Genomic DNA, 15375 nt, shown 5'->3' with positions numbered 1-15375 from the left:
CTATCTGTTACTGGCTTTTATCACCACGGCCATGATCTTGATGAAAAAACAGTCGCGATTTCACTTGGATGCCTTGGCCCGCAATCCGTAAAGAAGCAGGTCAATATGTTCGATAAGCACTTGATTAATCATCTCAATTTCAGCTGGCCCCATCTCCTGCCAACCCGCTTGTCGGCGGATTGTCTCCCGCCCCATACGAAAAGCTAAAACCTCACCAATCAATGCATGGGTATGAAGAATGGTTTTAGTCGCGCTGGCATCAGCACCAATGAATGCGGCCAGTAGCAGGTTCAATTTTTGGTGTAATGGTGCAATGGCTTGAGCATGAATCAGCGGATAGGCCTCACTGGGCGAAAGTTGCTCGCGCGCCATGATTTTGCTTATATTTAAGGTCTCTGGCTGTGTCATCAAATGGCTAAATTCCAGTAATCCACGGCGAATATAGTGCAACTGTTGCTCGGCAGTTTGATCCTGAGGGGGGCGCTGGAGGAATTGATTAATCTCCTGCGCTAATGGCGCAAACGCCTGCTGAATAAAATCAGCAATTTGCTGAGCCACCGCCAGATATAACCCCTCTTTGGAGTTGAAATAGTAAGTGATGGCGGCGATGTTCTGACCCGCCCGCTGTGCAATATCTCGTGTCGTCGCGCCTTTCAGCCCCAGTTCGCCGAATAGTTCGGTTGCTGCCTGAATCAATTGCTGGCGCGCCTGCTCACCACGGCTGGTCACTGACACAGAGGTTGTTAAAGCATGAGGGGTGGAATGGGACATAGGCTCCTTACTCGGTTAACGGGTTTTATACCAATACCATTTGCGCCAATATTAATAGGTGGCCAAATAATAAATCAATCATATGATTAACTTTAGGATCACTCTATGAGTCTGTAAAGTTATGGTGCGTCAAAGCCCTATTTTTGTGAGCAGAGCGGGATTAATAGTCAGTAACAAGTCAGTTTTTTGGATGTATGTCGCATTAAAAAACTGAATAAACGTGTAAATATCCCTTTTATTGCTAAACATCTGTTATAATCAGCCGCAATGGTGCACTGCAGTTTGTGCCAATCCTCGTGGTAATGCCTCAATTCATGCCTCGTCTGATAATCTTCCCTTGAAACTGCACCTGACGATATCGTCGGGATTGGGAAGATCTGGAGCTTCTCGTAATATGTCATTTGATTCTCTCGGCCTAAACGCCGACATCCTGCGTGCTGTTGAAGAGCAGGGCTATCTTGTGCCGACGCCAATACAGCGTCAGGCAATCCCTGTGGTACTGGAAGGCCGTGATTTAATGGCCAGTGCACAAACCGGTACCGGTAAAACGGCGGGCTTCACCTTGCCGCTGTTACAACTGCTTAACCAGAACCAAGAACCAATTAAAGGTCGTCGCCCGGTGCGCGCGTTGATTTTAACGCCAACTCGTGAACTGGCTGCGCAGATTGACGAAAACGTACAGAGTTACAGCAAATACCTGAAGCTGCGTTCGCTGGTGGTATTTGGTGGCGTTAGCATTAACCCACAGATGATGAAATTGCGTGGTGGCGTCGATATCCTGGTCGCAACCCCAGGCCGCTTGCTGGATCTGGAACATCAAAACGCGGTTGACCTCTCCAAAATTGAGATTTTGGTACTGGACGAAGCTGACCGCATGTTGGATATGGGCTTTATTCACGATATCCGTCGTGTATTGGCTAAACTGCCAGCTAAACGCCAGAATCTGCTGTTCTCCGCCACCTTCTCGGATGAGATTAAAGGTTTGGCCAGCAAGCTGCTGCACAATCCGGTCTCGGTTGAAGTGGCGCGCCGTAATACGGCTTCTGAGCAAATCACCCAAAGCGTTCATTTTGTGGATAAAAACCGCAAACGTGAGTTGCTCTCTCAGATGATTGGCGAAGGTAACTGGCAGCAAGTATTGGTGTTTAACCGCACTAAGCACGGCGCGAACCATTTAGCTGAACAGCTAAATAAAGATGGCATCACTGCCGCTGCTATTCACGGCAATAAGAGCCAGGGCGCACGTACTCGTGCACTGGCTGATTTTAAAGATGGCAAAATCCGGGTACTGGTAGCGACTGATATCGCTGCACGTGGTCTGGATATCGATCAGTTACCTCATGTGGTTAACTATGAGTTGCCGAACGTACCAGAAGATTATGTGCACCGTATTGGCCGTACTGGTCGTGCGGAACGTACCGGTGAAGCGATTTCACTGGTTTGCGTTGATGAGCACAAACTGCTGCGTGATATCGAACGTTTACTGAAACGTGAAATCCCACGTATTGCGCTGGATGGCTATGAGCCGGACCCAAGCATTAAAGCTGATCCGATTCAAAATGGTCGTCAGGGCCGTGGTGCGCAACGTCCGGGTATGGGCCGTGGTAGCAGTGCGGGTCGTCCACAAAATGGTGGTGGTGCAGCAGGTCGCGGCGATAGCCGTAACAGCCGTCCGCGCAGCCAGGCTGATGGTCAACGTCGTCCAGCAGGCCCGTCCTCTCGCGGACGTAGCCGCAATCCGGGCGAATAAGCTGTAAATGCTATTTGCTGATGGAACCGCCTCTTTGAGGCGGTTTTTTTTCATCTCAATCACCGCAACCAAGCGGTTATTCCTTGTTATACGCCGCTTTTCCCCCGTATTATTGCCGCTCTTTTTTGCGGTTATGCTGAGTGGGATTTATAGTCAGGGGCCGCTGAGTGTGATGGTACGGATAATGGATCAGGGTAATTAGCATGCGGGTAATATTGGCACCGATGGAAGGTGTATTAGATTCACTGGTGCGCCAATTACTCAGTGAAGTGAATGATTATGACCTTTGTATCACCGAGTTCTTGCGGGTGGTCGATCAACTCTTGCCGGCGAAATCCTTCTACCGCCTGTGTCCAGAGTTGCATAATCAAAGCCGTACGCAGTCCGGCTCATTAGTGCGAATCCAATTACTGGGCCAGTATCCAAAATGGCTGGCGGAAAACGCGGCCCGTGCCGTTGAACTTGGCTCATATGGCGTAGATTTAAACTGTGGTTGCCCTTCAAAACTGGTCAACGGCAGTGGCGGTGGGGCCACGTTGCTAAAAGATCCTGAACTGATTTATCAGGGAGCAAAAGCGATGCGCGAAGCCGTACCGGCGCATTTACCGGTTACCGTCAAAATCCGCTTAGGCTGGGATTCTGGTGATCGTCAGTTTGAAATTGCTGATGCTGTGCAGCAAGCCGGTGCGACCGAACTGGCAGTGCATGGTCGAACCAAAGAAGATGGCTATCAGGCTGAACGGATCAACTGGCAGGCAATTGGCGAAATCCGTCAGCGCCTCACTATTCCGGTGATAGCTAACGGTGAAATTTGGGATTATCAGAGTGCTCAAGAGTGCATGAATGTCACCGGCTGTGATGCTGTAATGCTAGGGCGCGGTGCGCTGAATGTGCCCAATCTGAGTCGCGTCGTAAAGTATAACGAACCGCGTATGCCGTGGCCGGAAGTGGTCAAATTACTGCAAAAATATGTGCAGTTGGAAAAGCAGGGCGATACCGGCTTGTATCATGTGGCGCGTATCAAACAGTGGTTAGGTTATCTGCGTAAAGAGTATGCCGAAGCGACAGATTTATTCAGTGAAATACGTGGGTTAAAAACCTCGAAAGATATTGCGCTAGCTATTCAGCGTATTTGATTGACAGATATCTATATTTGCAGATATTTATTAAGTCTTAGCGCTCAATAACTCAGTAAGTAACTTATCCCGTGCGGAAATATGAAAGTAATCGCTGCTGCAAACGAGCCAATGAGGCATGTTTGCAACAGTCGTTTTTATTAGATATTAATGACCGTCATGCTGCATTGTTTTAAGGATTTTACCGAAACTGATTGTTTTACTTCCCACCTTTCTCATCCCATCTTCTGGAAGATAGCTGAACTTAACATAAAGTACTTTACCTTCTGCTTTATCTTTATGGCTTAAATGCTTAATAACCTGATACATTTCATTTATATCAGAAGGCATACCGGCAGCATCGGTTAAAATAGTGCCTACCGGAACGAATTTTAACGCCTGCTCGACAGTTTTGCTCAACAGGTCATGTAGTGGAAATAAGCCGCTAAAGCGCTTATGCGGCACATAATTTGTGATACCCATATAGATGTCAGGAAGTTCTTTAATATGATTCTCTATGCCGCGAGTCTCGTTCTTAATCAAAAATTCTGAAATTTCGAGTGGGGTGCCGATAAGTACTAAAGGCTTAACGCCACTCCCTTTCTCAGAAAAAAGATAATCGTTATGACTACTTTTGACTGCTTTTTGTAGTTCACCTCGATCAAGTATAAGGCTGTAATACTCCCCCTCTTTCACCACAGGCGCGGGTTCACGCCATAACGTAATTTCATTGGCAGATACAGAGCCAACTTCCATTGCGCCGGCCATTAGCAATATTAATGGAATTATGGTCTTTTTCATCAATAAGTTCCTTCTTAAAGTGGTTGCAGTATAAGGGTCAACAATCATGACATAATAATATAATATCTTTACTTAGCATAAGGATAGATAGAGTAAGAATACCCACACAATAAGATATAATACACGGAATATGCTTACTCATGAAAGTGCCGAAGTAAAAAATAACATTCAAAATATTAATGATTAAGTTCCGAGTTGATACTTAGCTATAAATTTTGACAGTTTGTAGTAACGATTAAATAACATGTTGTTATGCTAACAAAAGACGCATTACACGCCTTTTGTCATCAATGATAGTGAATTGCTATCTCTTCTTACGCCCGATAAATTTAGCAACTCCTAGCAGGAATACCGCGCCAACAAAGATCAGTAAAGCATCAACCCAGAATGTCAGTGATGCTAGATTTTCATCATGAATATCAGCTAAACCTGCAGCTATCAAAAATACACCAAAGAAAATACCAAAAATTGTTGTTCCCATAGTAATACCTATAAATCCGAATTATTAAAAAATCATTCTGACAATTATAAGTTAATAATTAATTTGGCAGGATCTTTTTTACTACTATTGAGACCCCGTTTAGGTTTCTGCGGCTAATGGCTGCGCTAATTTACCTCACCGCCATATAATCTACTTAAATTGATATCCCTAGCGGGCCTTGATTGTCTTATAAACAACCACTATCGTTCAAAATAGACCTTTCAATCACGGCATACCCCGTTATCACTGAGAAATGTTTACCTTTGGGCAGTGATTAGTCAGCTTTAATCTTTGTAACAATCATTTGAAGAATGTGTGATGCGAAGGGCATTACTGTAATTTATAATGCGCTAGCTCAACCACAACCACTCCCAATAACCTATTTAAGCTGATGAACATGCATGTGAAAATCCGTTCTGCACTATTAAGTATTTTGCTTTTATCGACTGGTATCAGTGCTGCTCCTTTAGCCGTCGCCAGTGGTGGAACGACTGAAACTAAAGGGAAAGCCCCCCTGGAGTTGGCGTCCGGGAGTGCAATGGTGGTTGACCTACAAACCAATAAAGTCATTTATGCTAATAATCCAGATGAGGTCGTACCGATCGCGTCAATCACCAAACTGATGACAGCAATGGTGGTATTGGATGCTAAATTACCGCTTGATGAAATTATTTCGGTCGATGTTCATCAAACTAAAGAGATGAAAGGGGTATTTTCGCGAGTACGTGTAAACAGCGAAATTAGTCGCAAGGATATGCTGCTGTTGGCGTTGATGTCGTCAGAAAATCGTGCTGCGGCCAGCTTAGCTCATCACTACCCAGGCGGTTATAATGCATTTGTTAACGCAATGAATGTGAAAGCTAAATCTTTGGGAATGACGAAAACCCATTATACCGAACCCACGGGCCTATCGATTGATAATGTATCCACAGCACGTGACCTGACAAAACTATTGATAGCGACCAAACAGTATCCGCTGATTGGGCAGTTGAGCACCACGACAGAGAAAATGGCCACTTTCCGTGAGCCAAATTACACACTGCCTTTCCGTAACACTAACCATTTGGTTTATAATGATAAATGGAATATTCAGCTAACAAAAACAGGTTTTACTAATCAGGCTGGGCACTGTTTGGCGATGCGTACCGTCATTGGCAGTCGTCCTGTTGCACTCGTCGTGTTAGATGCTTTTGGTAAATATACCCATTTTGCTGATGCAAACCGCCTGCGTAGCTGGATGGAAACTGGCAAAGCTGCGCCGATTCCAGGTGCGGCGAAAAGTTACCGCCAACAGAAAGATAGCCAGGCACGTTTAGCTCAGGTCTCAGAATAAGCATCACAACGGAATTGAATGGCGGAGTTTGCAGCTAGGGCTGTAAACTCTGCCTATAGCTTTAGTCTGAATGACGACAATATAGTCAGGCACTGATATAACACTTTATTCAATGTGGCCGGTATTCAATACGATAGATGGGTATCACCCTCAGTGCCGTCATTTTTCTTGCCACTGTTTTAATTTTGAAGTTTTGCCGATCCCCGGATTAAAGCTATTGGTTGGATCTATCTGCTGATAAAAATCCTTTAATGCGGGTTTTGCTATATAAAGATGCCCGACATTATGCTCAGCTGGGTATTCCGCACCTTTGTCACTCAATAGTGCCAGCATCTTTTGCTTTAATGCTTGGGTATCGACGCCTTTCTTCACAATATAATCCTGATGGAAAACATGACACAGGAAATGACCATAATAGAGCTTGGCGACCAGACATTGATCTATTTCTGGTGGAAGTGTCTCAAACCACTGCTCTTCATTGCGTTGTAAGGCAATATCCAGCGCCAGAATATCTTCCACTTTGTCGGCGTGAACGGCGTGATAGCGCACCGCCGCACCTGCTGCGGCAAAGCGGTGCAAAAAGGCCTTTTTACCCTCCTCAGCGGTGCAGGTGATAAAGTTACCCTCAGCAGTGGCAAAAAAGTTTTTTAAGAATTGCTGTGCTTCCTCGATACCGCTACCTGACATTTTAAGCATCAGATGATGCTCATATTTATTGCGATACATCTTAAGGCGCTTAGGTAAATGATTAGGCAGTATCTGGCTGAAGCCCTGCATTATCCGATCAGTTAAGTGGTCGATTAGAAAAGGAACTTTACTCAGGCGGGCATCAATTTTTCCTTTTAAGGTAAAGACGCGGGGGATGTTATTAGTACCCATACTATTGATCATCACAAAAGTGTCTTTTCCGTACACTTCGGCAATATCAAAAATATCGCGATGCATATATTCACCCGCTACCGGTAACTGCTTGAAGTCACGTAAAATAGCACGGCGTAATTCAGTTAATACCTGAGTTTGATTAGTGCCGATATAAAAGACTTGCTGCTGCTTTTCACTTGGGAAGGTATCCAGCCGTACTGCAAATACCGCTAATTTACCGGCACATCCAGAAGCTTCAAATAATCGTCTGGGATCGGCATTAAAGCGGGAAGGGGTCGGTGCATCAATATCTCGCACTCGAGTGGCATATTCGTGGTCTGAGGTTTGTTGTGCGCCTTGGCTAATATCACTGGCTCGGTATTTACCACGTTCCAGACGTTGCAGAATTTCTTCTGGTGTATTACCTAGATTTATTCCTAAGTGATTAATTAACTGTAATTCACCTTGCGCATCAATTTGTGCATATAGTGCCATTTCAGTGTATGCCGGCCCTCGTTGAACTAAAGAGCCACCCGAGTTATTACAAATACCACCAACTACGGAAGCACCAATACAAGAGGAGCCAATCACTGAGTGTGGTTCACGGTCATAAGGTTTCAGCAGCTTTTCCAACTGATTCAGAGTACTACCAGGGAAACCAATGACTTGCTTCCCATTATTCAATAATTGAATTTGATTGAGGCGTAAAGTATTTAGTATAACAATCGGTCTGTCATAATCATTGCCGCTGGGTGTGGAGCCTTCAGTCAATCCGGTATTCGCTGCCTGCATGATAACAATGGTATCGGCAGCCACACAGAGTTGTAGTAACTGCCATTGCTGCCATAACGTTGAAGGGAATACCACTGCGAGAGCCGCTCCTACTCCTGATCGGAACCCCTTACGATATCGCTCGGTTTGCCGTTCGCTGGTGAGCAAATAACGTGCACCCACAATCTGCTGTAATTGATTCAGCAAGGTTTGCGTTTTTTCATCATTGAAGTGATTCATTGGTGCGATTTCCTGTAGTGACATCGATTTTTTATATCACCGGGCATTACACCCGCGCGCAGATTAATATGAAATAGATATATTAGTGTCATAAAGTAAACATGAGGTAGGAGAGGCTTTCTCGATAAATCGTTTTATTTGTGATCAGTCTCACATTCTTAGTGCTTAAACTGCTTTTAACCATCGCAGTAATCGCAGCTTAAATATTACTAACATTAATGATTAAATTAGATAGTGACTCAATAAATATGGGCTTGTTAGATCCTCCCGGTCTTTTGATAATAATTTTGATTATTGCATGATGAGGTATAGGATCGGACTTCATTATTACACGGATCAGTAAGGTACCCATGAGTGAGCATTTTGTTGGTAAATATGAAGTTGAGTTAAAGTTTCATATATCGAATATTGGCCAATTACATGAGCAGTTGAAAATATATCAAGCAACACCATTTACCCTCAATAATCATGAAAAAGATATCTATCTGGAAGCTAACGGTGGTGATTTAGCGGTGAACCAGATCAGTATGGTTTTACGGGAGATGAACCCATCTGGCATTCGGTTATGGATAGTCAAAGGGCCAGGTACAGAGCGCTGTGAAGCCAGCAATATTGAAGATATAGATAAAGTGAAAAGCATGTTGGGCACTTTAGGGTATCAGCCGGCATTTACACTGGAAAAACAACGTAGTATCTATTTTATTGGGAGGTTTCACGTTACGCTGGATCACTTGGTAGGGCTTGGCGATTTTGCTGAAATTGCCATCATGACTGATGATGCAGCCGCGCTTAATAGTCTGGAGACTGAATGCCGACATTTAGCCGACAAGCTAGGATTATTGCCAGAACAGCAGGAGCATCGTTCATACCGGCAATTATTGGGTTTTTAATCACTCAATGCCAATTAAGCAATATTGGTCGCCATAAATTCCGCGACCAAGCAGGCTTATTTTTTCATCAATGATTTTAGGTTTGCGAATGGATTATGGGTTGCAACTCCCTGATCATTCTGGGCGTCATCGCCTGCTATCACGGTTGAACCATATTGATCCGCTTCAGTGTATTTAGAGTGTTCATGATCATGGCAAAAAAGGCATAACATCTCCCAATTACTGCCATCTTCGGGATTATTACTGTGATCATGGTCAATATGGTGAACCGTCAATTCTCGCAGATTGGAATAAACAAACTCTCGAGAACATTTGCCACAAACCCATGGGAAAATCTTTAGTGCTTTCTCCCGATAGCCACTCTCCAGACGGGTATAGTTCTTCGGTATATATGCCATGTTAACCTTCAATTTCGTGCAAAATAATACTTTTATTTTAGCGTGAAATCAGGTTGTAGACTATCAACTATTGATGATAAATATCTCGATAGTGAACTATCCTGCCCGCAGGATGACTTAGGAAGATACTGAATCAATTATTATAAAAAGGGTTTAGATATTAATCGTATCCAACGTGTTTTTGAGACTTTTGCTGATGATTTAAAGGGCAAGAGCGTTTTACACTATCAGTAAGTGTTTACCACCTCATGTTGTGACTACCAGCATGTTTTACATTATCAGTATAAAGTTATTAGCATGAGATTATCAGTATCCCGCTAATAGACTTACTTTACGGCAGGCATGCAGTGTGTTTCGCCTGAAATCCTTTGCCGAAACAGTTGAGGCGATATGAAAGAATCTGAAGTGCTGGCCGAAGTCAGTAATGAAAACCAGACATTAGTCGCCGTGGTGCAGCAGGACCAACGGGTCGTGTATTTCTATATCTATCCGCAGGAGGCATTTGAAGAGCGCTTCCCAGTTCGTGCTTGTTGGGTAAGAAATTTGGTTGCCGCCCCCCAATCTGCTGATAATGCTGCCCTTGAACAAGGCTTAGCCCCGCGATTAGCGGCCGAGTTTTGCCGTAATGTAGCCGGTGAGGCAGAACTTGATCCACAATTTATTACGATAGTCTGGTCTGAAAGTGATGATGGTGCTGCATTATGGTATCAGGGCCAATTACTGGCGATTATTCCTGGCTGGAGCTTATATATCGATCACTCCATTTGTTATTCTGCCAGCTGTATTAAAGATAATCCCCTGACATTACCCCTTGGCTCAGCTTCAACCAATACTCAATATGCCAACGCACAAAATACCCGTCAATTTTGGCGGAGTTGGCAGCAGGAAGAGGGAAATCCGTGGCCCGCATTACAGGCTGAATATATTCAATGCTATGAACAACACTTTGGTCCATCGTTGAAATATTATGCCATCGACCAAGGCAAGTGGCCGCCAATGGCCATTTCTCAGCACGAAAAAGAGGGAATATATTATTTTCTGACATTGGGGGTCAGTATTCGCCCTCAGCCGTGGGTTGAAATATTATTCAATGATGATGCCGCTAAATATCGGCGTTTGGAGATGGCAATAGCGATAGATGGGCAATATGTGGATGAGGACAATGCTATTCATATGGCCAGCGCTTTGGCTGGGTTCTCTCATGTTCCCTGGAGCAAAATAACTTGGCTAGGGGAGGGGCATACATTGGAGTCGTCAGTTGCCCCTCAGGGCTACGAAGGCTACATTTTATCGTCAGAGTTATATGCTGATGCAGACAATCTTACATTGCCCCAACAACAAGGCGACCCGGTCAATATATATTGGGCCAGCCCCATCTTTACTAGTGAAAGGGAGTTCGCTCATAGCATGCCAAATGGGGGGATTGATTTGTTGAAAAAGTTACAACAACAGGGTGTTAACCAGATTGTCATACCGCGTCAGCCAGTTATTTGATTTGTGCTGAACATGCTGATCTGATTTGCAGATTTTGTTATTCGGGTCTTAACTTAATAATGATGATAGCTGTTTAAGCTTGTAATAGTGAGTTTGTCATGTTTGTTTGAGATCTTATGCTTAAGGCCAAAAGCAAGACGTGAACGACGGATTATTTACAGAGTCGCTAAATCAGCTGTCAGCGAAAATTAATTTTATGGAGGTGCTTATGGGCATACTATCTTGGATTATTTTTGGTCTTATTGCCGGTATTTTGGCTAAATGGATTATGCCCGGGGAGGATGGCGGTGGCTTTATTATGACCATCATTCTCGGTGTGGTCGGGGCTTTGGTCGGGGGCTATATCAGCACCTTCTTTGGTATGGGGCGAGTTGATGGATTTAACCTTGGTAGCTTTGTGGTTGCAGTTATCGGTTCGTTGGTCGTGCTATTTGTCTACCGAAAGTTAAGAAGTTAGCCCCGCCAAAGAGATTTGTGATAATGACATAAAATAATCATTACTCACTACAATCTATGCGCTTAAAAAGATATGAAAGGTGGCTATTTTTTTGTCACCTTTCTCTCATAAAACTATCATCGATATGCAATAAAAATATACGTTAATGGCTCATGACTACAGGCAATCTGAGAGACATGATATGGGCCAGGCATTGCGTAAATTCACTGTGGCTGATTATCCGGCTACGGTGCAAGAACCGCGTAAGAAGGTACTTGCCGTTAAAGGATTAGTTAAAGCATACAAATCACAGCATCGCGTTTTAGATGATATTAATTTCGAACTTCATGCTGGTGAATTTGTCGCAATTATTGGCCGTTCAGGTGCCGGTAAATCCACATTGCTGCATGTGTTAAATGGCACGATCCCTAGCAGTGCTGGTGAAATTATTAATTATCATGACAATGGCGATATGCAAAATATTGCAGCACTCACAGCAAAGCAGATGCGCAAATGGCGTGCCAAATGCGGTATGATTTTTCAGGACTTTTGTCTGGTCCCCCGTCTTGATGTTATTACCAATGTCTTATTAGGCCGCCTCAGCTATACCTCAACACTAAAATCATTCTTCAAAATATTCGCTGAGCAAGATCGAGCCAGAGCAATCGAGTTATTACAATGGCTTAATATGTTGCCCCATGCTCTACAGCGTGCCGAGAATCTCTCTGGTGGCCAAATGCAGCGAGTTGCTATTTGTCGTGCCATGATGCAGAACCCCAAAATATTATTGGCCGACGAACCCGTTGCTTCTTTGGACCCAAAGAACACAACACGTATTATGAATACATTACAGAAAATAAGTGAAAACGATATTGCAGTGGTCGTGAATTTGCACTCTGTTGATTTAGTTAAGGACTATTGTACCCGCGTTATTGGTATAGCACATGGAAGAGTTGTTTTTGACGGGCCTCCGGCACTACTGAATGACACCATTATTCAAGATATTTATAGCGATGAATCAACTGATCTTTTGCATTAATCCCTACTTATCCCTTTATCATAATAGGTTATTTTAATGAAAAAAGTATTTTGTCTTACCTCATTATTGGCAAGCATGATGGTATTTAATGCTACAGCAGCGGATGCACCGAAAGAGATTAATCTGGGTATTCTTGGCGGGCAGAATGCGACACAGCAAATTGGCGATAACATGTGCGTCAAAGAGTTCTTGGATAAAGAATTAAGTGTAAAAACGAATTTGCACAATGCATCTGATTATTCTGGTGTTATCCAAGGTCTATTGGGTGGAAAGATTGACCTGGTATTAAGTATGTCCCCCTCATCTTTTGCCTCTGTTTATATTAAAGATCCTAAAGCTGTTGATATTGTTGGCATTGCAATCGATGATACAGATAAATCGCGCGGCTATCATTCAGTTGTCGTGGTAAAAGCAGATAGCCCTTATCAGAAAATTGAAGACTTGAAAGGCAAAGCATTTGGTTTTGCTGATCCTGATTCAACGTCAGGTTTCCTGATCCCTAACCAAAGTTTTAAGCAGAAATTTGGTGGGACGGCAGATAATAAATATAACGATTTCTTCTCTAGTGTGACTTTTTCTGGTGGTCATGAGCAAGATATTCTCGGGGTTATTAATGGTCAGTTTGCCGGTGCGGTGACTTGGGCCTCAATGATCGGTGATTATAATACCGGTTATACCAGCGGAGCATTTACTCGCATGATCCGCATGGGCCACCCTGATTTAATGAAACAGATCCGCATCATCTGGCAATCTCCATTGATTCCTAATGGCCCGATTTTAGTTCGCAGTGCATTGCCAGCTGAATTTAAAGCGCAATTAGTTGCAGCGGTTAAAAAGTTGGACAAAGAAGATCACGGTTGCTTTATTAAAGCGATGGGCGGTAAACAGCATATTGGTGAAACATCACTTAGCGAGTATCAAAATATCATTGATATGAAGCGTGAATTAACCAAAGGCGATCGTTAAGCCGATCCGGCGGATAAATAATATATCCCCAAGGGACTTGGAGTTGTAGGCAGCAAACAGATAAATCCCGACTCACTTATATCTGTAAGCGAGTCGGGTGAGTGTGGGCCGCTAATCTCCTGTCAGCTCAAGTCAGTAGGGTATAGCTCTGGCTTAGCTGGGGTTATTGCTCTTAGGTGGTAGCTAATTTTGAATACAGACTTTAACCACTACTATCAGCAGATACGCGGTAAACAGAAACGTGAAACGTTGATTTGGTCATTAACATTGGCAATTATCTATCTTGGCGCGGGAAGTATTGCTGAGTTTAATTTGCATACTGTTTTTATTTCCATTCCAAATTTCTTTGATTATTTGGCTGAGACCATACCCGTACTCCATTGGCAAAGTTTATTTGCGGACGGTCGTACAGAAGGCTCTTTTGCTTATTGGGGCTATCGGCTTCCTATTCAGTTACCGCTGATTTGGGAAACACTACAATTGGCGGTGGCATCAACTATTTTATCCGTAATAGTTGCCACTATCCTCGCCTTTTTGGCCGCGAATAATACGCAAAGCCCACCTTGGTTACGCTTATTTATTCGAACTTTTGTTGCATTTTTGCGTACCATGCCTGAATTAGCTTGGGCGGTGATGTTTGTAATGGCCTTTGGTATTGGCGCGATCCCTGGTTTTCTAGCACTTGCATTGCACACCATTGGCAGCCTGACCAAGCTATTTTATGAGTCGCTGGAAACAGCATCAGATAAACCTGTTCGCGGCTTGGCAGCTTGTGGTGCTGGTAAATTGCAACGAATGCGTTTTGCTCTCTGGCCACAGGTAAAACCAATTTTCCTCTCTTATAGTTTTATGCGTCTGGAGATCAACTTCCGCCAATCAACAATTTTAGGTTTGGTGGGGGCTGGAGGAATAGGACAAGAGCTGATGACCTCGATAAAACTGGATCGTTATGACCAAGTGAGCATGACGCTATTGCTAATTATCATTGTGGTTTCATTGTTGGATTACACATCCGGTAAATTACGTAAGCGAGTGGTAGAAGGAGCATAATAATGTTGACTTATCAGCTGACAACGGAGCAGATATCAGCGCTCAAACAGCAACATCCGCAGCTTTTTTTACAGCAAAAACGTTATGTTAGACTGGTTGCAGCTATTGCTGTGGGGATCTTTTTGTATTACATTTTTTTCTTCAAGGTTTTTGGTATTCCTTGGCAGACATTGACTCATGGAAGTCAGCAAATAAGCCGCTATTTTTTACGAATGTTTGTTTGGCATGATTTTATTAACTGGCCATTTAAATATTATTTCAGTCAGATATTTATCACCTTAGCTATTGTTTTTGCCGGGACACTCACGGCGACATTGATCGCTTTGCCCTTATCATTTTTGGCTGCGCGGAATGTCATGTCGACACCGGGTTTGCGTATTATTTCCTTTATGATTCGTCGCTTTTTAGATATCTTCCGGGGCATTGATATGGCCATTTGGGGGTTGATTTTTGTCCGTGCCGTGGGCATGGGGCCACTGGCTGGGGTGCTGGCGATTATCATGCAAGATATGGGATTACTGGGTAAACTCTATGCTGAAGGGCATGAAGCTGTGGATAAATCGCCCAATCGTGGCCTGACGGCTATGGGAGCGAACGCACTACAAAAACATCGTTTTGGCATATTTACTCAGTCCTTTCCAACATTTCTGGCGTTAAGTCTTTATCAAATTGAATCTAATACCCGTTCGGCAGCGGTCTTAGGTTTTGTGGGGGCGGGGGGTATTGGCTTGGTTTATGCTGAGAATATGCGGCTATGGAACTGGGATGTCGTGATGTTTATTACATTAATCATGGTGGTTATTGTCATGATCATGGATAAGATATCTGCCATCCTACGCAGAAAATATATCATTGGTGATGATATCTCGCTTTATCAGCCTGTCAATGGTATTAAGGCTAGTGTCTGAGATTACATAATAATAAAAGGTTAAGATGATAGTTAAGTAATATGTTTCATTGATATTTTAATGCTCATCTT

15 protein-coding genes are annotated in these 15375 nt (G+C 43.6%); 10 read left to right on the top strand and 5 right to left on the bottom strand.

Annotated features, from left to right (window positions below; genetic code table 11):
- Positions 1-60 precede the first annotated feature (60 nt).
- Positions 61-771, bottom strand: a complete 711-nt coding sequence (locus HRK25_RS18920; protein ID WP_032897926.1) for a transcriptional regulator — start codon at positions 769-771, stop codon at positions 61-63.
- A gap of 394 nt (positions 772-1165) precedes the next feature.
- Here HRK25_RS18920 and rhlE point away from each other — a divergent pair, with 394 nt between their 5' ends.
- Positions 1166-2521, top strand: a complete 1356-nt coding sequence (gene rhlE, locus HRK25_RS18915) for an ATP-dependent RNA helicase RhlE (RefSeq protein WP_005274375.1) — start codon at positions 1166-1168, stop codon at positions 2519-2521.
- Between the two features lie 203 nt (positions 2522-2724).
- The gene (gene dusC, locus HRK25_RS18910; protein WP_005274378.1) at positions 2725-3657 is read left to right on the top strand and encodes a tRNA dihydrouridine(16) synthase DusC; all 933 of its coding nucleotides are present in this window, start codon (positions 2725-2727) and stop codon (positions 3655-3657) included.
- Positions 3658-3804: 147 nt separating this feature from the next.
- Here dusC and HRK25_RS18905 read toward each other — a convergent pair whose 3' ends face one another.
- On the bottom strand, positions 3805-4437 hold the full coding sequence (locus tag HRK25_RS18905; RefSeq protein ID WP_032897930.1) for a hypothetical protein: 633 nt from the start codon (positions 4435-4437) through the stop codon (positions 3805-3807).
- A gap of 304 nt (positions 4438-4741) precedes the next feature.
- On the bottom strand, positions 4742-4918 hold the full coding sequence (locus tag HRK25_RS18900) for a hypothetical protein (RefSeq protein ID WP_005274383.1): 177 nt from the start codon (positions 4916-4918) through the stop codon (positions 4742-4744).
- 397 nt (positions 4919-5315) lie between these two features.
- Between HRK25_RS18900 and pbpG the strand changes: the two genes are divergently transcribed.
- The gene (pbpG, locus tag HRK25_RS18895; RefSeq protein WP_032897931.1) at positions 5316-6251 is read left to right on the top strand and encodes a D-alanyl-D-alanine endopeptidase; all 936 of its coding nucleotides are present in this window, start codon (positions 5316-5318) and stop codon (positions 6249-6251) included.
- Positions 6252-6410: 159 nt separating this feature from the next.
- Here the strand turns inward: pbpG and dld are convergent, their stop codons facing one another.
- On the bottom strand, positions 6411-8123 hold the full coding sequence (gene dld, locus HRK25_RS18890) for a D-lactate dehydrogenase (RefSeq protein ID WP_032897932.1): 1713 nt from the start codon (positions 8121-8123) through the stop codon (positions 6411-6413).
- Between the two features lie 350 nt (positions 8124-8473).
- Between dld and HRK25_RS18885 the strand changes: the two genes are divergently transcribed.
- Positions 8474-9013 carry a class IV adenylate cyclase gene (locus HRK25_RS18885; protein ID WP_005274388.1) on the top strand — a complete coding sequence of 180 codons (540 nt, stop codon included), beginning with the start codon at positions 8474-8476 and terminating at the stop codon, positions 9011-9013.
- 56 nt (positions 9014-9069) lie between these two features.
- Here the strand turns inward: HRK25_RS18885 and yajD are convergent, their stop codons facing one another.
- A complete protein-coding gene (gene yajD, locus HRK25_RS18880; protein WP_005189583.1) occupies positions 9070-9411 on the bottom strand; it encodes an HNH nuclease YajD in 342 nt (113 codons plus the stop codon).
- Between the two features lie 390 nt (positions 9412-9801).
- On the opposite strand from yajD, the gene HRK25_RS18875 reads away from it, so the two are divergent.
- The 6 genes from HRK25_RS18875 to phnE (HRK25_RS18850) all read left to right on the top strand — a co-directional run bounded on the left by HRK25_RS18875 (position 9802) and on the right by phnE (HRK25_RS18850) (position 15304).
- Positions 9802-10905 (top strand): suppressor of fused domain protein, encoded by a 1104-nt coding sequence (locus HRK25_RS18875; protein WP_005274392.1) that lies wholly within the window; start codon positions 9802-9804, stop codon positions 10903-10905.
- Positions 10906-11113: 208 nt separating this feature from the next.
- Positions 11114-11362, top strand: coding sequence for a GlsB/YeaQ/YmgE family stress response membrane protein (locus tag HRK25_RS18870; protein WP_005274394.1), 249 nt, complete (start codon positions 11114-11116; stop codon positions 11360-11362).
- A 181-nt stretch (positions 11363-11543) separates the two neighbouring features.
- Complete coding sequence (gene phnC, locus HRK25_RS18865) at positions 11544-12380, top strand: phosphonate ABC transporter ATP-binding protein (protein ID WP_005274396.1); 837 nt, start codon at positions 11544-11546, stop codon at positions 12378-12380.
- A 36-nt stretch (positions 12381-12416) separates the two neighbouring features.
- Positions 12417-13346 (top strand): phosphonate ABC transporter substrate-binding protein, encoded by a 930-nt coding sequence (phnD, locus tag HRK25_RS18860; RefSeq protein ID WP_005274398.1) that lies wholly within the window; start codon positions 12417-12419, stop codon positions 13344-13346.
- 189 nt (positions 13347-13535) lie between these two features.
- Complete coding sequence (gene phnE / locus HRK25_RS18855; RefSeq protein ID WP_005274400.1) at positions 13536-14396, top strand: phosphonate ABC transporter, permease protein PhnE; 861 nt, start codon at positions 13536-13538, stop codon at positions 14394-14396.
- Between the two features lie 2 nt (positions 14397-14398).
- Positions 14399-15304, top strand: coding sequence for a phosphonate ABC transporter, permease protein PhnE (gene phnE, locus HRK25_RS18850; protein WP_049601542.1), 906 nt, complete (start codon positions 14399-14401; stop codon positions 15302-15304).
- The last annotated feature ends 71 nt before the right edge of the window (positions 15305-15375 follow it).

This window comes from Yersinia bercovieri ATCC 43970 (assembly GCF_013282745.1).
Taxonomy (GTDB): domain Bacteria; phylum Pseudomonadota; class Gammaproteobacteria; order Enterobacterales; family Enterobacteriaceae; genus Yersinia; species Yersinia bercovieri.
This window is presented reverse-complemented; position numbering and strand designations above follow the sequence as displayed.

Excerpts from the sequence above, each read along its gene's own strand:
- HRK25_RS18920 (WP_032897926.1), bottom strand. The coding sequence starts at position 771 with ATGTCCCATTCCACCCCTCATGCTTTAACAACCTCTGTGTCAGTGACC.
- rhlE (WP_005274375.1), top strand. The coding sequence starts at position 1,166 with ATGTCATTTGATTCTCTCGGCCTAAACGCCGACATCCTGCGTGCTGTT.
- dusC (WP_005274378.1), top strand. The coding sequence starts at position 2,725 with ATGCGGGTAATATTGGCACCGATGGAAGGTGTATTAGATTCACTGGTG.
- HRK25_RS18905 (WP_032897930.1), bottom strand. The coding sequence starts at position 4,437 with ATGAAAAAGACCATAATTCCATTAATATTGCTAATGGCCGGCGCAATG.
- HRK25_RS18900 (WP_005274383.1), bottom strand. The coding sequence starts at position 4,918 with ATGGGAACAACAATTTTTGGTATTTTCTTTGGTGTATTTTTGATAGCT.
- pbpG (WP_032897931.1), top strand. The coding sequence starts at position 5,316 with ATGCATGTGAAAATCCGTTCTGCACTATTAAGTATTTTGCTTTTATCG.
- dld (WP_032897932.1), bottom strand. The coding sequence starts at position 8,123 with ATGAATCACTTCAATGATGAAAAAACGCAAACCTTGCTGAATCAATTA.
- HRK25_RS18885 (WP_005274388.1), top strand. The coding sequence starts at position 8,474 with ATGAGTGAGCATTTTGTTGGTAAATATGAAGTTGAGTTAAAGTTTCAT.
- yajD (WP_005189583.1), bottom strand. The coding sequence starts at position 9,411 with ATGGCATATATACCGAAGAACTATACCCGTCTGGAGAGTGGCTATCGG.
- HRK25_RS18875 (WP_005274392.1), top strand. The coding sequence starts at position 9,802 with ATGAAAGAATCTGAAGTGCTGGCCGAAGTCAGTAATGAAAACCAGACA.
- HRK25_RS18870 (WP_005274394.1), top strand. The coding sequence starts at position 11,114 with ATGGGCATACTATCTTGGATTATTTTTGGTCTTATTGCCGGTATTTTG.
- phnC (WP_005274396.1), top strand. The coding sequence starts at position 11,544 with ATGGGCCAGGCATTGCGTAAATTCACTGTGGCTGATTATCCGGCTACG.
- phnD (WP_005274398.1), top strand. The coding sequence starts at position 12,417 with ATGAAAAAAGTATTTTGTCTTACCTCATTATTGGCAAGCATGATGGTA.
- phnE (WP_049601542.1), top strand. The coding sequence starts at position 14,399 with ATGTTGACTTATCAGCTGACAACGGAGCAGATATCAGCGCTCAAACAG.